The sequence below is a fragment of the Nostoc mirabile CHAB5784 genome, assembly GCF_020829645.1.
Lineage (GTDB): Bacteria > Cyanobacteriota > Cyanobacteriia > Cyanobacteriales > Nostocaceae > Nostoc > Nostoc mirabile.
In genome coordinates, this window is record NZ_JAIVFS010000020.1 from 20548 (window position 1) to 36552 (window position 16005).

The 16005-nt window shown below is 41.8% G+C and carries 15 protein-coding genes; 9 read left to right on the forward strand and 6 right to left on the reverse strand.

What is annotated here, in order from left to right:
• Nucleotides 1–18: 18 nt before the first annotated feature.
• Nucleotides 19–1506, reverse strand: coding sequence for a galactose oxidase-like domain-containing protein (locus tag LC653_RS15170; RefSeq protein WP_229495257.1), 1488 nt, complete (start codon nt 1504–1506; stop codon nt 19–21).
• 1020 nt (nt 1507–2526) lie between these two features.
• Here LC653_RS15170 and LC653_RS15175 point away from each other — a divergent pair.
• The 4 genes from LC653_RS15175 (at nt 2527) to LC653_RS15190 (ending at nt 6966) form a co-directional block, all read left to right on the forward strand.
• The gene (locus LC653_RS15175) at nt 2527–3582 is read left to right on the forward strand and encodes a glutathione S-transferase family protein (RefSeq protein WP_229495258.1); all 1056 of its coding nucleotides are present in this window, start codon (nt 2527–2529) and stop codon (nt 3580–3582) included.
• 240 nt (nt 3583–3822) lie between these two features.
• Nucleotides 3823–4707 carry an aspartoacylase gene (locus LC653_RS15180; protein ID WP_229495259.1) on the forward strand — a complete coding sequence of 295 codons (885 nt, stop codon included), beginning with the start codon at nt 3823–3825 and terminating at the stop codon, nt 4705–4707.
• Nucleotides 4708–5268: 561 nt separating this feature from the next.
• Nucleotides 5269–6252, forward strand: coding sequence for a polysaccharide deacetylase family protein (locus tag LC653_RS15185; protein ID WP_229495260.1), 984 nt, complete (start codon nt 5269–5271; stop codon nt 6250–6252).
• A 474-nt stretch (nt 6253–6726) separates the two neighbouring features.
• Nucleotides 6727–6966: a hypothetical protein gene (locus tag LC653_RS15190; RefSeq protein ID WP_229495261.1), complete on the forward strand. Its 240-nt coding sequence runs from the start codon at nt 6727–6729 to the stop codon at nt 6964–6966.
• 78 nt (nt 6967–7044) lie between these two features.
• Here the strand turns inward: LC653_RS15190 and LC653_RS15195 are convergent, their stop codons facing one another.
• Entirely contained in the window at nt 7045–8214 is a 1170-nt protein-coding gene (locus LC653_RS15195; protein WP_229495262.1) for a helix-turn-helix transcriptional regulator, read from the reverse strand.
• 317 nt (nt 8215–8531) lie between these two features.
• On the opposite strand from LC653_RS15195, the gene LC653_RS15200 reads away from it, so the two are divergent.
• The 5 genes from LC653_RS15200 to LC653_RS15220 all read left to right on the forward strand — a co-directional run bounded on the left by LC653_RS15200 (nt 8532) and on the right by LC653_RS15220 (nt 13647).
• Entirely contained in the window at nt 8532–9710 is a 1179-nt protein-coding gene (locus LC653_RS15200) for a hypothetical protein (RefSeq protein WP_229495263.1), read from the forward strand.
• Between the two features lie 2 nt (nt 9711–9712).
• Nucleotides 9713–10492 (forward strand): hypothetical protein, encoded by a 780-nt coding sequence (locus LC653_RS15205; RefSeq protein WP_229495264.1) that lies wholly within the window; start codon nt 9713–9715, stop codon nt 10490–10492.
• A gap of 183 nt (nt 10493–10675) precedes the next feature.
• Entirely contained in the window at nt 10676–11362 is a 687-nt protein-coding gene (locus tag LC653_RS15210) for a hypothetical protein (protein ID WP_229495265.1), read from the forward strand.
• Between the two features lie 45 nt (nt 11363–11407).
• On the forward strand, nt 11408–11803 hold the full coding sequence (locus LC653_RS15215) for a hypothetical protein (protein WP_229495266.1): 396 nt from the start codon (nt 11408–11410) through the stop codon (nt 11801–11803).
• A 245-nt stretch (nt 11804–12048) separates the two neighbouring features.
• A complete protein-coding gene (locus tag LC653_RS15220) occupies nt 12049–13647 on the forward strand; it encodes an Hsp70 family protein (protein WP_229495267.1) in 1599 nt (532 codons plus the stop codon).
• Here LC653_RS15220 and LC653_RS15225 read toward each other — a convergent pair whose 3' ends face one another.
• The 4 genes from LC653_RS15225 to LC653_RS15240 form a co-directional block, all read right to left on the reverse strand.
• Complete coding sequence (locus LC653_RS15225; RefSeq protein WP_229483048.1) at nt 13648–14043, reverse strand: type II toxin-antitoxin system VapC family toxin; 396 nt, start codon at nt 14041–14043, stop codon at nt 13648–13650.
• Nucleotides 14027–14317 (reverse strand): type II toxin-antitoxin system prevent-host-death family antitoxin, encoded by a 291-nt coding sequence (locus LC653_RS15230; protein ID WP_229483049.1) that lies wholly within the window; start codon nt 14315–14317, stop codon nt 14027–14029. Before LC653_RS15230 ends, LC653_RS15225 begins: the two co-directional genes overlap by 17 nt.
• A 279-nt stretch (nt 14318–14596) precedes the next feature.
• Entirely contained in the window at nt 14597–15160 is a 564-nt protein-coding gene (locus LC653_RS15235) for a Uma2 family endonuclease (protein ID WP_229495268.1), read from the reverse strand.
• Between the two features lie 180 nt (nt 15161–15340).
• On the reverse strand, nt 15341–15880 hold the full coding sequence (locus LC653_RS15240; RefSeq protein WP_229495269.1) for a L,D-transpeptidase: 540 nt from the start codon (nt 15878–15880) through the stop codon (nt 15341–15343).
• Nucleotides 15881–16005: the final 125 nt, after the last annotated feature.

Below are 16005 nucleotides of genomic sequence, written 5' to 3' on the forward strand. Positions count from 1 at the left end.
GAACATAAACGGGTAAGGCTATAATATTCGAATCCAGGTTGCTACTGAGGGTGTTCCATTGTTGTCACTAATAAAAAGCATGTACCAGCCTGGTACTGCTATGTTTCGATTGCTTGTTAGCGTGACATTGAGAGAATTAGCGTTCCTAAAATTAATCGGCACATCCAGTAACCTTTGTTCTGTATCACAGGAATGAGTGGTTGCCATTGGTCTAATCAGACTAACCCATTTAATATTCGCAGCCTGGGGTGTCTGAATTGTAAATTGCCGTGCGTAGTTCAATTCTTGAGGAGCGCTCTGAATAATTGGGCGCGATCGCGACATATATGCAGGACTGTAGATTTCTAATCGCAGTTCATTGACCTTCCGTTGAGGGTTACCCCCAGCTGTGACTACCCTACCATCTGGTAGGAGCAAGGCCACTGAGTGATATACGCGGGGGACATTTTGTTTAGCTACTACTGTCCAGGTATTTGTAGCTGGATTGTAGATTTCTGCTGGCAGCATTGATTGTGCTGTGTCCTCATTCATTTTGCTACCATTGCAAACAAACACTGTGCGATCGGGTAACAAAACTGCGCTGTGATGCATCCGAGCATAGTTTAGAGGCTGTGCTGGTACGTAAGTTGGGTTAGTAGCTTTTAAATTTACAATATTGACCCTGTTTGTTGCCTTATTACCACTACCTCCACCCATAATCATCACTTTTTGGTCTTGTGCAGGTGGTAAAAGCACGCTGGTAGCTTGATTTCCAAAAGCTGAGTCTTGCAGCCCTGGCACCACTTTTTCTGTAATGGGTTCGGTAAATGTCTCTGGTAGGGTTAGTATAGCTGGCGCTATTCCAATGTTGCCGCCCATCTGGGCACCTGAATAAAACATTTTTCCACTATCGAGTAGAAACAGATGTAAGTATGGCGCGTAGGGACGAGTTATTGGAAAAGCGTTCCAACCATTTGGAAAGAAAGCAGAATAAATTTCTGGTTGTCTGTTGAGCTTGCCATCTTTATCTGGCCCAGATATTGCAAAGATCCGACCGCTGCCTAGTGTTAACACAGTAGGATACCAGCGGCCATTATTCATTGGTGGTATCTTGACCCATTTCTCCCCAATAGGATCAAACATCAGAGCTGAGGGTGAACCATAAAATGGGTCATAGCGCAAAGTTCCACCTGCAACCAATAACCTACCATCAGGACGGAAGGAGTGGCCAGCGCAAAAAAGATCAATAGGTTGATTATTACTATCCAATGGAGCCTTTTGACTGCTAAAGGTTCCTTTAATCACATCCCAAACCACACTGTCATAGGGAGTATTTAACCGACTGGGATCATTACCTGAACCGCAGAAAAAGAATACTTTACCAGTACGAAGTAAAGCGGCATGTATAGGGATGATTGGCGCACTGTACGGCAATACTTCCCATTTGTCTGTGGTAGTAGCCTGAGCGATGAAAGTCCCTAAATCCGTTTCCTCTTGGAGGTTAGCATTGTTATCAACTTGAGTCACTTTATTTACAATTATTCCTACGTAGGTTTTATGTTTTTGTTTTTTGTTTCAGTAACTTATACCTAAAATTATATCTATACTTTTTTAGGCTTATCTAATGTTAAGATGTGATGTTTTTATAACAAGATTAGGTAAATACCGTTTTTTCATTAGTAATTACGCGGTCAATTTTCCCTGCTATTGAGTATCTAATTAAGCCTTGTACTGTGTTTTTTCGGAAAGGATCAACCATGTTTTTAAATATGATACGTATACTTTTCAGTTCTTGTCATTGGGCATTCCTGGGAAAAAATTGTGTTTTTGACCTTATATTTGTGACTAATTTTAAACACTCAGATGTCGCGCATTTAATTTGCACAGCTAGGGCGGGCAAAATGCCCACTCCACAAGAGATTTGTTTTTTGGAGGATGCAAATTAAAATATTTTTAGTTTATTTTTTTATGGGAAAAAAATAAATAGCTTAAATTTAAATTACAGGTATAATACAATACATATTACATAGTTGATAGAATTAAGAGGATCGCGACATTCCCATTAGAGCTAATTTGTAAACTAGAGTAAAGTTTTTGATTCGTAAGAGTTTCAAGAATTTGAGCCAATCAAGCATTTATTCTGTGAAAGTCTTGCCCAGGAATCAATTGGATATCCTTAAGATTTTCTTTGCGAATCAGCTTTTAGCCTTTTGCGAAATAGATTGGCAATTTCTTACAGGGGATGGATGAATTCAACTGGAAAAAGTAAGTAGGTTTTTTAGGAAGCAATGCTTAGACTCCGTTTTCGACGATCGCTTTTGGCTGCGATACCTTCTTTGCGAGACGCTACGCGAACGGTGGGCTTTGCCTACGCAAGTTTGAGACGATTAGCTCAAAGCTAAAAGATTTTCCGCCATGGGCATGATACAAAGCACAGCCAAAGCGTAGTAAAATAATGTAGTAAAGCTCAGAGTGGGTTGTAAAAATCGAAACCTACTTAGTAGAAACAGTGGTAACATCAATCGCTCTCAAAGCAAGATTGTCGCCATGAGCAACTCAACTCCAATGGATGACAAGAAGAATGTTCCCAAGAAAAAGGGCAGGACGCTCCCTCCCAAGCTGATCATCTGGCTGGGAAAGTTTGTCTGGACGACTATGTGGCAAATCATGATGTCAAAGCTTGCTCCTAGCAATCAGTCGGGAGCTTATATTCGTCCTAATAGCCAGTTTCGGAAGTTCATTGGCACAGAAGAAGGGAATCCGTACCCACCAGCAGCAGGGCGCTACAAACTCTATGTTGGGCTGGGCTGTCCTTGGGCGCACCGAACCCTAGTTGTGCGATCGCTCAAAAAACTCGAAGCGGTAATATCAGTATGCATCGTCTCTCCTTCTCCCATTGAAGGCGGTTGGATATTCAACGAGGAAGAAGAAGGTAGTCGCACACTGGCTGAATTTTATCAGCTGGCAGAACCTGGTTACAGTGGACGCTCTACAGTTCCAATACTATGGGATAACCAAACAAAAACCATCGTCAACAATGAGAGTTCAGAGATTATCGTCATGCTGAACTCTGAGTTTAACGAGTTCGCCAACAATCCGACGCTAAATCTTTACCCAGAAGTACTCAAAGAAAAAATTGACTGGTGGAATGAAAAGATTTATCACGCGGTAAATAACGGTGTATATCGCTGCGGCTTTGCCCAAAGCCAAGAAGCATACAATCAAGCCTGTAATGAACTGTTTGCAACTCTCGATGAGATTGACATTGCATTGCAGACTAGTAGATATCTGTGTGGGGACAATCTCACCCTTGCAGATGTCCGTTTATTCACGACGTTATTTCGGTTTGATAGTGCCTACTATGGGTTGTTTAAGTGCAATAGGCAGCGAATTCGAGACTATCAGAACTTGGGAGCTTACTTACGCGATTTATATCAGCTTCCAGGTGTAGCTGACACCTGCGATGTAGAGAGTGTGAAGCGGGACTACTACGGGAACCTATTCCCACTCAATCCGGGTGGGATTATTCCCGATGGGCCTGATATGTCTTATCTTTATCAACCACATGGGCGCGATCGCATCGGCACAGTGAAGGCTTCATAAGGTACATTGAAAAAGAGGCAAGGGAGCAGGGAGCAAGGGGGATGGTTCCGGTGGGAATTCGACCTTGCCTATTGCGTTAGCTTCCTGCTCTTTACGAGAACACAAGCCAAAAAGTAGGGGACTCAGACTCATGTTCCGCTCTGCTCTGTGTCTGGAGGAAGAAGTGATTTCCCCCCCTGCTCCCTGCCCCCTTCCCCCTGCCTCTTCACTCGATGGCTGCATTCTGGAGTTGGTGTAATTGTGAACCAGATTAATCGAGTTGCAATTGTTGGTGGAACTCATGGCAATGAGTTTACGGGAGCCTACTTAATTCAAAAATTTGCCCAGTTTCCCGACTTGATTACTAGACAAAGTTTTGAAACAGTTACTCTGTTAGCAAATCCTAACGCTTTTGCGGCGGGGAGGCGATATGTAGAGAAAGATTTAAATCGTTGTTTTCTCAAGCAAGATTTACAAGATCCGACTCTGAGCAGTTACGAAGAATTGCAAGCTAAATCAATCCAGCACACCCTAGCATCAAATAGGGATAAACAAGCAGATTTTATCCTAGACTTGCACAGCAGTACAGCTAATATGGGTTTGACAATTATTTTGGTAAATAGTCATTCCTTAAACTTGAAATTGGCTGCTTATTTGAGCCAGATTAATCCTTTAGTTAGGGTTTATCGCTGCTCTTTTAAATCAATTGAAGAAAATCCATTTGTAAATTCTCTGTGCGAATTAGGCTTTGCGATCGAGGTTGGCCCTATTGCCCAAGGACTCTTAAAAGCAACGCTGTTCCAACAAACAGAGGAACTTGTTTATGCGGTTATGGACTATATAGAACACTTTAACCAGGGTGGAATTCCATCAACTAACGAAACATTGATTCTGTATGACCATTTATCAGTTGTGGACTATCCAAAAAAACCGGATGGTACAATATTTGGGATGATTCATCCAGAGCTTCAGGATAAGGATTATGAAGCCTTAAACCCAGGAGATCCAATTTTTATAACCTTTGATGATAAAATAATTTTTTATGATGGTGCATCTACCGTTTGGCCGATTTTTATAAATGAGGCAGCTTATTACGAAAAGGGAATTGCAATGTGTTTTACCCAGAGGCAGCAAATAAATATATAGGATGTGTAAAAGATTTTTTGTATGATCGCTTTTGATTGGAAGTAATGATATAAATTGAGCATCCAAATCATCAATTACTTTTATATCTAGTGCGATCGCTAAAACTTACTTGAACCTATCCCACTATTCTAAAAATCCCTACTTTTTTTCGTAAAATGTGCTTGAAAACCTTAATTTTTCGTTTTCAGTTCTCAATAAGGTTAAGCTTTGTAGCACAGATATTATTAGTGGGATAGGTTCTTATACGTTTAAATGTGTCTTGGTTATGATATATTGATGACCAGCAATTATATATCAGGGTAAAAAGTTGTCCGCAAGGCTGATCAAGTCGAGATTAAAGGAGCGCTGAAAACCCATTATCTAATTCACCGGAAGTATCTTGTAAACAAGCAGAATTTGTTTACAAATATGGGACACTTATTAGTGTTCAATCTAGGCGATGCCTATAACGGGCTATTCGGCGTTGGAATGCTGCTCTTAAAATCACTCTTGATCGATAAAGCCCAAACCTAAGATTATATTTACGTTACGCTTAAAATCGTCCAAATACCTGAACTAATAATGAAAATCAAAAGACAAGCAAACAAACCAATAGCGAGTCTTTCTTTGGACTTGGATAATGTTTGGTCTTTTCTAAAAAATCAGGGCGCTCCGGGTTGGGAGACTTTCCCCTCTTACTTAGATATTGCAGTGCCTCGTTTCTTAGAAATTTTTCAGCAATGGGATTTGACAATCACAGTCTTCATTGTGGGTCAGGATGCAGCGTTGGAAAAGAATACCAAAGCATTACAAGCGATCGCCAACGCCAATCATGAAATTGGCAATCATTCATTTTACCATGATCCTTGGCTACATCTATATTCAGAGGATGAGATTGAACAAGAGGTGGCCTTAGCCGAACAACATATCAAGCGCGTCACCCATCAACATCCTATCGGCTTCCGAGGGCCTGGATACAGTTTCTCCCCTGCGGTATTGAAAGTCCTAGCACGACGGGGATACGAATATGATGCTTCGACTTTCCCCACATTTTTGGGGCCCATCGCACGAGCATATTATTTGATGACTTGTAAACTGAGCAAGGAAGAACGCAAGAAACGGGAAGCCTTATTTGGCGGTTTCAAAGAGGGTTTGCAGCCTCTGAAACCCTACCAGTGGCACATGGGTAAGTATAGACTCACTGAAATTCCTGTTACCACGATGCCAATTTTCAAGGTGCCAATTCACTTCAGCTACATTATGTATCTGAGTACATTTTCTTCAGAAGTGGCGTTACTCTACCTGAGAATTGCCCTGTGGTTGTGTAAACTTACCCATGTCCAGCCTTCTTTGCTATTCCATCCTACAGACTTTGTAAGTCAAGAGGATGTGCCAGAGCTATCATTCTTCCCTGGAATGAGCCTTCCCACCTACAAGAAGCTGGCAATAGTGAACAAAAGTTTGGAACTTATATCCAGTCAGTTTAATGTTTTGACTGTTGCACAACACGCCAAATCCGTAGCCGGTGCCCGTCAACTGCCTGTATTAGTGCCTCAAAAGAGGTAAAAATATGATTTATGCAATTGATAAGTCCAATTTGTATCCTTAATTACAGACAAAATTAACTTTGATCTGTTTTTAGGAAGGAGAAAATAGTGTTGGCAAAAAGATAAATTTATTTTTATAATATAGCGGTTCTCGTTTGCATGAAGTACATTTTTAAACCTCACCCCCAACCCCTCTCCGATGCTTTGGAGAGGGGAGTGTTTGCAATATCAAATACGGGGTGAGGTTATGACTGTGTTGCACCCAAGTGAGAATCGCTATAGTTCCCTATTCTAATGTCTTTATTAAAAACTTCTGGTGATATCCCTTCCCCAGAGGTTATTTTTTTTAAATGCAATGCCTAATCAGATTTTTTAATAGTTGTCTAAGTTTTGATATCAGCAAGTTATCTTGAAACCAGCTGACATTTGCTAGCAAGTATGTGTAAAGTAATTGAGAGTCACTCACTATATCTAATTTTTGACACATCTATCTATGGTTAGAAAAACCCAACGTCTTTTGCTGCTAGTTGTTTGCTGTAGTATAACTGGTGTAGTTTTAGGAGGTACTGCCGGTTGGGCAGAAAGTAGCCTCTGCCTGGAAGACAGTAAGGTTACAAGTGAGTGTTTAACCCAAGATCCGATCCAAAAAACTATCCAAGGAATGAGTACCGGATTGTTAGCTGGGGCTGGGGCCGCTTTCGGTGCAGCATGGCAGTTACGGCATGAAGATTGAGCGTAAACTATCTACCACTAACCCGGTACTCCGGGTTAGATTAGTTTGTGTTGAAGTTGGGCGGTCGATCATCCTGATTTATGTGGCTTTGGAAGAATACCGATCTATTAATGCACGAGCAAATTTCTGATGTTGTTCAGCTAGATGTTGAGGAGAGATAAACTGAGCATTGCCCATGAAGCGGTACACCCAGCGACAAAACTCCTCCAGCGATCGCTTAGGCAATTTAACAATGTAATCTACGTAAGCAGATTTGCCATTTTTTCCCTTTGGCCCTAGTTTGATATCTTGCTTAGGATGTCGTTTCTCGCCTTCTTGAATAAATTCCATAACTTCAGGAAAAAATCGAACTTGCACTTGCACAAGCTCTAGTTTTCCACAAATCTCCCGTCGCTGATCTTCTCTTGAACCCAACTTCAACCCCCAACCTGCTTTTAAGAGCCGATGAGCGATATGCAAGCTTTTCCATTGGATATTAGACCCTCGGCCTTTGCTATCCAGCAGCTTAAAGTGATCGCTAAAGCGATCAATACGTGATACTACAAGATGACCATCCTTGTAGTTCTCCTGCAACAAATACCAGGCAATGTCTGCATAAATCAGTTGCAAGGGATAAACTTGCTCATATCCGATTTTTTCAGGATTGTACGGATTACGGCAGCGATAAAGCTCAACTGCTTGTCCTTTAACGATTGCGGCTTCAAGTGCATCTAGTTTTTCAAATAGCGTACCTCGGCTTCGATATTTGCCCTTGGCCATCATTTCTTTTGGATCGGTGTAGACAATAACTCGGTCTAATTGGGTTCTCACTGGATAAAACATCTCATCTTTCAGGTTTAACCCCCGTAATCGCTGCGTTAGTCTTTGATAAATCTGGTTAATTTGAGGGTCTTCCTGATACTTTGCCTGAGAGTGTAGGGCGTTAAGCGCAACTTGTAATTCCTCTTGATTCATTGCTGCTGTGCCAACATAGTAACCCCATCGGTAAGGTCGCCGATCTAAAAGCCCATAGCGGCGAAGAGTCTTCAAATCACTTTGGATGGTATGACGCGAATAAAGGGGTAGCTCTACATTCAATTCACTTGCTACTTTCTGGAGGTACAATTGTACTATTTGGAATTTATGATGAGATTTCTCAAAGTCAGATTGCATGGAATCAATATAACCAACTCCTGGGTAGCGGAGAAACGTAGCAATTAAAAGTAAAAGTCGCTCGAAGGCAGGAAGAGTGGCATAAGAATGCTTCATAAACTATATTTCACTCAGAAATGTCAATAATAATAAAGTATTAGTCTGTAATTTTTAAAAAGTTTAAAACTTTTGCTAAGTATAGCTCCTAGAGATTTCACTCTATAGCCTCCAATACTGCCAAATAGTCGTACTCTATCTAAACCTCTTTGTAAGATGCAGTTCAAATAGAGTTTTGGAGACTAAATAATATGCAGACCTGTCCTGCTTGCCAACATCCCTTACCCACCATTGGGTTTTACTGCTCAAACTGTCCTCAGCAAATTCGGTGTAAAAACTGCCGTGAAATACTTCTTCCTGGCGCAAAAGGATGTGTAATGTGTGGAACCCCAATAGGTGAAGAGCATAATGGGTCAGCATCAAGCAATGGCGGTAGTCTACCTGCCGTAATGAATACGTTAAAATTCGTGGAAACCAGCAAGGGTCATTCACTTGAGATTCAGCTTGCCCTCACCAACGAAGTAGGTATTAGCTGGGGTGGTGCTGCGATCGCGGCGATCGTTGGTGGACAAATGACACCTGGAAAACCACCTAATGGTCGTCCTGTGATTCGTGATTTAAGTAATGCCGAACCTCAACAACTTTCCTTATTCAACGACGAATCCAGCGACGAGAACAATAAATCTACAATTGATGTAGTTGCTCAACTTCCTGCTGCTCATGAAGGCGATACCGACAAGTTAAAACAGATTTTCCGGCACAACGGCGAACAACTACAGCTAATGGAAACGCGGCTCAAAGCTGCAAACAGGCTAGATGCTGCACGTCGGTTAACCTATCTGGTTCTCCTGTACTCATTGAATGTCGATGGACGAGAGGAAATTCCTCGTAATGAATTGAATGACATTCTTAAAAGAGTTGGATTGTATGACAACAATGCCATCACATGGATTGGCAAAAGTCCTGAATTGATTGTTGAGAGAGATATGGTTGGGCTGCGACTGTCGGGACAAGAGCAAGCGCGAAAAGTTCTCACAGAGGTACTTGATGACAAGATAAAGGGTAAGTGGAATTTAGCTACAGGTGCAACTTCACGAAGCTCGAAGTCTAGTGCCAAAAGTGAGGAGGATTCAGAGAATTCCACAAAGAATGGCAAGCGCAAGAGTAATGGATTTTCCAAAGAAGTGGAGCCTTGGGTAGCGAGTTGGAAATTATTTGCCTCGAATATTGATTTTCATGCAGCCATTAAAGATTGCACAGTCATTCAAAAGGGCTTGTTTGGTCTGTGGGCAATTGGTAAGGCCACAAGCAACCCTGAGATAGTGGTTTCGAGCTACAAGCTACAGCAGTTTCTATACTTCGGACTTGGCATCAAGGTAAATGAGCGTAATTTAGAACGGCGCTTACAAGCAACTTCAGGACAAGGAAGCTTGATTAAAGTGCAGGGTGGTTTCCAACTACTACCTCCAGGCTTGGCTGAGGTTGAGAGATTGACAGGCTCTACACAAAGTAAGGCATCTACCGATGAATCTTCTGAAAATTTTGGTGAGGTGTAACCATGAGGAGGACATCTGAGCAATTAATTCAGGAACTTTCGACAATTGTTGACTCTCACTTTGCCCATGCAGTGGTTGAATGCTACGTCGAAATGCAGCAACGATTTCTAGCTGGCGACTGGCAACCAACAGAACTAGACGGTGGGCGGTTTTGTGAAGCAATTTCGCGTTGCTTGCTTCAAATGGATACCGGAAAGATTGATCATCGAAAATTGCCTGGTAAGGTTCGTGAGGATTTATTAAACAAAAACATTCCTCATCAACTTGGCTCGAAGGATCGTTATCATTTGGCTAAAGTGATTGAGGTTGTATATGGATTTCGCTCCGATCGCGGTGCTGTTCACATATCAACTGAGTACACCGCAAACTATATGGATTCAATGCTGGTGCTTCATGCAAGCAAATGGATTTTTGCAGAATTTCTCCGCCTAGTTTGGAATCGAGATCGAAAGGTTGTTGCAGAAACCATTGCCCAAATTGTTCAACTAGAACATTCAGTAATTCATGAATTGGACGGAAAACCTCTAGTTCTGGCAAGGGATATTTATGCAACGGATGAAGTTCTGTTGTTGCTGTATCATGCCGCCAATAATCGCTTAAGTCGCGCTGAACTACGTGAACATGCTGTCAGCCAGAACCCTCAAAACGTTAATGTAGCTATATCTAGGCTAATCAAAAGTAAGGATATTCGACCTGTTGCAGAGGATGAAGTTGCTCTCACCCCTAATGGTCAAAAACGAATCTTTGAGCACGTATTGCCTAAACTCGTCCCCCAAAAATAGAATTCCTAGTTCAATTACAGGGTAAGCATTTATCAAATACCGTCTAAATCATGGCGAAGATAGCAAATTACCCAACAAAGTGAAGATTTTTTACAGCAGTTCAGAGTAAATACGGCTCCTATTGAGCTTTCAGTTACTCTATGTTTAAAGATAAATAGCTATTTCACAAGCGATCGCACAATCATGGACGACAGCAAGGCATTGTTTGACTACTGGCATGACCGAGTTCGGTTGAAAAACTCTGAGTTAATTGCAGATCCTGGACACGTTAAAACCCAGGATCTACGCCATGATTGTACCAACTACGATGATCTTTGGCGTAGCCCTGAAGTTCAACAACTAGGAGAACCAGATCGTAGCAGGGTTATTGCTATTATTAAGTACGAATGTACAGCTAAAGTTCTACAGAATCGGGCTGGTCGTCTCCGCGATCGCGCTAATGAGCTTGAAGCAGCTTGTCATGAACAAGATCAACAAAAATCCAAGCTTTTGGGTCTGATCAAGGCATTGCAAGAGAAACTGTTTGGCAAAGACAAAGAAATTAAGAGATTAGAAGCACGAATTGCCTCGCTAGAAGCGGAAAATGAAGCCTTCCGATCTGAAGCCGAGAATAGTAAAGCTCAGGTGGAATTGGTTAAAGAACTAGAGCAGCTTAAAAAGAAATATAATGAAGTTGAAAAGCGAAGACAGGAATTAGCTCAAAATAATAAGAGTTTAGGTGGAAGAGTTGCCCATACTAAAAGATATAAGCAGCAAAGAGATGAAGCAATAGCTTTAGTTGAACAGCAGAAACAGCAAATTGCTACATTATTTCAAGAGAGTCAGCGCCTTCGTGAAGAGAATGAAAGACTTTATCAGAAATTAAAATAAGTGGATCGATAAAATGCTCTAATTTGGGGACGCTCGATAGAAATCATGAAACTTCAAGAGCTAAAAGCTAAAGTCTATGAGTTAGCTGGAGTAAATAATACCAAACAACTCAAGGCAAAAAATCAGGAGATTAAGACGTTAGATTTGCGTCTTAAAACCTCCTGGGAAAAAACTATTGCTATTCTTCAAAAACCGCAAACTGAGTTTGAGGAGTGGTTGGAAAATCCACCTGAAGAATACAAAGATATTTTTTATGAAATTACAGAAGCCTCTCAAAAATACGATCAGAAATCAGCACAGACGAAACAGTTAGCACAAGAGGTATTGTCAATAGCGAATAATCTTGAAGGACTAGCAGAGGAATGTCAAGACGAAGCAGATAAAATCAAGCAAGAAATTGAAATAACTAGACGGATTTCAAAACAAGCCAGACTGAACTAGTTTTGACATCAGAGGACACCTAAAAACTAGCTGCACTGAACGGAAGCATTAGTTAATATCTTATTTTGTATGAGAATTGGGACTTCTCATCCAGCGAAGTGTTAGCTGCAACGGACTGAATCGATATCTGGGTTGGGATGCAAAGAAGCAAGCATCTGGGTGCATTTGCATTCTTGATGCCTTATAGAGAATAATCACAGATAAAGCAGCTTTAGTGTCTTCGTGCGAGATAATAAATATAAAATATGGCGATCGCAATCGATTTTGGTACTAGCAACACAGTCATTGCTCGTTGGAACCCTGTAACCCAACAGCCAGAAACCCTGACTCTACCAGGTTTATCAATTAAACAAAGTCTCAATCCGCCACTGATTCCCAGCTTAGTTTATGTTGAAGACGCAACCCAAAATCAAGTCTTAGTAGGACAACAAGTACGCGATCGCGGTCTTGACCTCAAGGGCGAAACGCGATTTTTCCGCAGCTTCAAGCGGGGTATTGGTGCAGATATCCAAGGTTTCTTACCTGAACTAGATGGGCAAATTGTCACCTTTGAGCAAGTAGGGCAATGGTTCCTCACCAAAGTAATTGAAGAACTAGCACCCCTGGAAGGAGGGTTAGACTCTTTAGTGTTAACCGTACCCGTAGACAGTTTTGAAGCTTATCGTCACTGGTTGGGGAAAGTTTGTCAAGCCCTCCCCGTCGAACAGGTGCGGATGCTAGATGAACCCACAGCCGCCGCCTTGGGTTATGGCTTGGCAGATCAAGAAATTCTCTTGGTGATAGACTTTGGCGGCGGCACTTTGGATTTATCCCTTGTCCGGTTGGATCAAGGCGTGCAAGCAACCACAAAACCGCTCGGATTTCTCCTCAAGTGGGGTAATAAGTCCCTAGCTGAAGATTCAAAACAAAAAGTCAAAACAGCCCGTGTCCTGGCGAAAGCTGGGCAAAATTTGGGCGGTACTGATATTGATAATTGGTTAGTAGATTACTTTGCCAAAACTCAAGAATTGGCGATAAGTCCGTTGACAACAAGATTGGCAGAACGGGTAAAAATTCAGCTATCAACTCAAAACCAAGCTAGTGAAGTTTATTTTGACGACGAGACATTTGAAAGTTATGAACTGGAACTAAACCGCGACACTTTTGAAAATATCCTCAAAGAACATGCATTTTTTGAGTTACTAGATGAGTCGATGACGACACTGTTGCAGCAAGCAAGACGCCAAGGAATAGAACTTCCAGATATTAATGCAGTTTTGTTAGTTGGTGGGACAGTGCAATTACCAGCAGTGCAGACATGGATCAAACAGTATTTTGAGCCAGGAAAAATCCGTTGTGAACGTCCCTTTGAAGCGATCGCTCAAGGAGCATTACAGTTAGCTCAAGGCGTACAAATCAAAGACTTTCTCTACCATAGTTATGGTATCCGCTACTGGGATCGCCGCAATCACCGTCACAAATGGCATTCTCTGATTAAAGCTGGACAGGCATATCCAATGAGTCAGCCAGTGGAATTAGTCTTAGGCGCTTCAGTGGAAAATCAGCCCAGCATTGAACTAATTATGGGAGAATTGGGAGCAGATACGGGTAGTACTGAAGTTTATTTTGATGGCGATCGCTTAATTACTCGCCGTATGGACAATAGTGAAACCAGCGTCAAACCTCTCAACGATCAAGAAGGCGCGAGGACAATTGCCCAACTGACACCAGCCGGATATCCTGGAAGCGATCGCATCAAAATTCTCTTTCAAGTTGATGAACAACGCTTTTTGCGAATCACCGTTGAAGATTTGTTGACAAATGATACGCTGTTGGAAAATCAACTTGTGGCACAGTTGAGTTAATTAACTAAAAGGATTCAAAAGTGGGATACCGCAGCCGTCAAAATCCCGGATGTTGCGCGTTACTAAGGTCAATTGATGAATTTGAGCAGTAGCAGCAATCATCATATCTGCTTGGGTGTGTGTTTTCCCACTTAATCTTAGTTGACCTCGCAATTCACCGGAGCGCTTGGCAATTTCAATGGTGATGGGCAATACTTGACAGTTATTTTCCAAAAAGCTCTCAAACCATATTTGAATTCTGGGGTTAGGCTTGGATGTCAGTCCGTAAAATATTTCTTCAACGGTGATTGCACTCAGAACTATTGAGGAAACTTTTTCTGCCCATTTCAGTACACCAGAGTTAGGTTGCAGTCTTACTAATTCGCTGATAATGTTAGTGTCACAGAGAAAAGTCATCGATGGCATCAGCAAAAGGGTTAGGACGGTCTTGGCGGGAGGGTACTTCGAGAATATAATCTTCTTCAGCAGCTATCTGACGTAGTTCTTTGAAGGCATCAGCTAAAGAAAACTTTTCGCGTTGCTTGCGCCACGTCAAGAATTCCTCAAACATTTCAGCTTCAACAACAACAGCCACCAGTTCATTTCGGTTGTAGATGAGTTGCGGTTCTTTAGTTACCGCATGAATTAGTTCGGAGAACCTCTGTTTCGCTTCTGCAATTCTCCAGTGCATTCTCCTACCTCTTTTATTCATAATCATGTCTATTATAGACATAATTTATATCTATAATTTTGTTTTCCCCAGAGAGCGATGTCTACGATGGGCTATTTGGCCTCGCACTTTATCATTCCAGGCGAGTTATTTCTAACCCAATACAGTTCAGTTAAGAAGAATCGTAGGTTGGGTTGAACTTTAGTGTTACCCAACAAAGCCTTGATAATGTTGGGTTTCGTTCCTCAACCCAACCTACACCAGTTTTATTTTTTAGCCTTAACTGAACCGTATTGATTTCTAACCACTCATCTTTAACCATCCAAAAACTTGATTGACGGTTAGTGCAAGTTGAATTTCTGGTAATACAGGCAAAAAATCTTCTCCCTGGAGTAACACTGGTTGTTGGTCTGGTAGAAATACCAAAATACTGAAATCATCAGGGTCAAGAAACCATCCAAGGCGGCTACCATACTTTAGACAGTAGAGAATGTTGCCAATTACTTTGTTGGGTTTTTGTTCTGGTGAAAGAATCTCAATCGTCCAGTCTGGTGGAAGTTCAAAATTATCAGGTACTTCATTATCAACGGTGAACGGTATGCGTCCCCATTGAAATACAGCTACATCAGGTACAATTGAGCGTTCCCCAAAGCTACACCGTAATTCGGGAAATGCATAGGCAATCTTCTCGTTTTCTGTAACTTCATTAACAACAGCACCGAGTTTGCCTTGCAAGCGGCTGTGTCTCCCTTTCGGCATTAGCTTAGGAATAATCTCACCGTTAATATATTCACTCGCAGGCTTTGTTTCTGGGAGCTTCAGAAACTCCTCCAGGGTAAGTAGTTGAGTAGTTGAGTAGCTCATAGCTCCTAAATCCCTCAAAGATGTGTCTTTAGTCTAGCTGTGATGTACGGTGCGTTACACTCGGCAATTCTCACCTGGATTTATGGACAGGTAAGAATTGCCGCATTAATTCATCCTCACCATAATTTGTAATTGGAACTTTTAATTACGAATTACGAATTACGAATTACGAATTACGAATTATTTCCGCACCACTACTAAAGTTCCATTGCTAGCCCAGTTGTAAAGATTGCGAGCTTGCTTAACAGGTAAATTCACGCAACCGTGGCTGACTGGAGTCCCAAAACGGTTATGCCAGTAAGCACCGTGGATGGCATAGCCTCTGTAAAAATACATTGTGTAAGGAACATCAGGAATATTGTAGCCTCTGCCTCGCATCCGGTGAGTGCGATACTTAGAATTAATCCGAAATCTACCTATGGGTGTGGGCGTCGATCGCTTGCCTCCAGAAATGCGGTATGAATAAACAAGCCTTTTACCTTCCCATGCCCGTAAGCGTTGCTCTGACAAGTCAATTTCAATCCAGCGAGGTTGGGATGTTTGCCTGATATTAGATGCAGTGATGCTGTTTTCATCCACTGACGCGGCTGTTGCTGTAGTAAAGTTGGGTGTACCTGCTAAAGGTGATGACCAAGAAAATAGAGTTGCCACCATCAGCGCCACGCCTGTACAAAAAGTTCCTGAAGAACGAATCCTACCACTGCGAATCCAAGATTGCATTATGCCTCACCTTCTAAACTACGCAAAAATTATGAAGTGAAGTAATTTTCTAGAAAACTACAAATTTCCAGATCGACTACTCGCTTCCTGTTGAGGATTTACGCAATTCATCCGCTAATGCTTTT

Excerpts from the sequence above, each read along its gene's own strand:
- LC653_RS15175 (WP_229495258.1), top strand. The coding sequence starts at position 2,527 with ATGAGCAACTCAACTCCAATGGATGACAAGAAGAATGTTCCCAAGAAA.
- LC653_RS15185 (WP_229495260.1), top strand. The coding sequence starts at position 5,269 with ATGAAAATCAAAAGACAAGCAAACAAACCAATAGCGAGTCTTTCTTTG.
- LC653_RS15190 (WP_229495261.1), top strand. The coding sequence starts at position 6,727 with ATGGTTAGAAAAACCCAACGTCTTTTGCTGCTAGTTGTTTGCTGTAGT.
- LC653_RS15195 (WP_229495262.1), bottom strand. The coding sequence starts at position 8,214 with ATGAAGCATTCTTATGCCACTCTTCCTGCCTTCGAGCGACTTTTACTT.
- LC653_RS15200 (WP_229495263.1), top strand. The coding sequence starts at position 8,532 with ATGTGTGGAACCCCAATAGGTGAAGAGCATAATGGGTCAGCATCAAGC.
- LC653_RS15205 (WP_229495264.1), top strand. The coding sequence starts at position 9,713 with ATGAGGAGGACATCTGAGCAATTAATTCAGGAACTTTCGACAATTGTT.
- LC653_RS15210 (WP_229495265.1), top strand. The coding sequence starts at position 10,676 with ATGGACGACAGCAAGGCATTGTTTGACTACTGGCATGACCGAGTTCGG.
- LC653_RS15215 (WP_229495266.1), top strand. The coding sequence starts at position 11,408 with ATGAAACTTCAAGAGCTAAAAGCTAAAGTCTATGAGTTAGCTGGAGTA.
- LC653_RS15220 (WP_229495267.1), top strand. The coding sequence starts at position 12,049 with ATGGCGATCGCAATCGATTTTGGTACTAGCAACACAGTCATTGCTCGT.
- LC653_RS15225 (WP_229483048.1), bottom strand. The coding sequence starts at position 14,043 with ATGACTTTTCTCTGTGACACTAACATTATCAGCGAATTAGTAAGACTG.
- LC653_RS15230 (WP_229483049.1), bottom strand. The coding sequence starts at position 14,317 with ATGCACTGGAGAATTGCAGAAGCGAAACAGAGGTTCTCCGAACTAATT.
- LC653_RS15235 (WP_229495268.1), bottom strand. The coding sequence starts at position 15,160 with ATGAGCTACTCAACTACTCAACTACTTACCCTGGAGGAGTTTCTGAAG.
- LC653_RS15240 (WP_229495269.1), bottom strand. The coding sequence starts at position 15,880 with ATGCAATCTTGGATTCGCAGTGGTAGGATTCGTTCTTCAGGAACTTTT.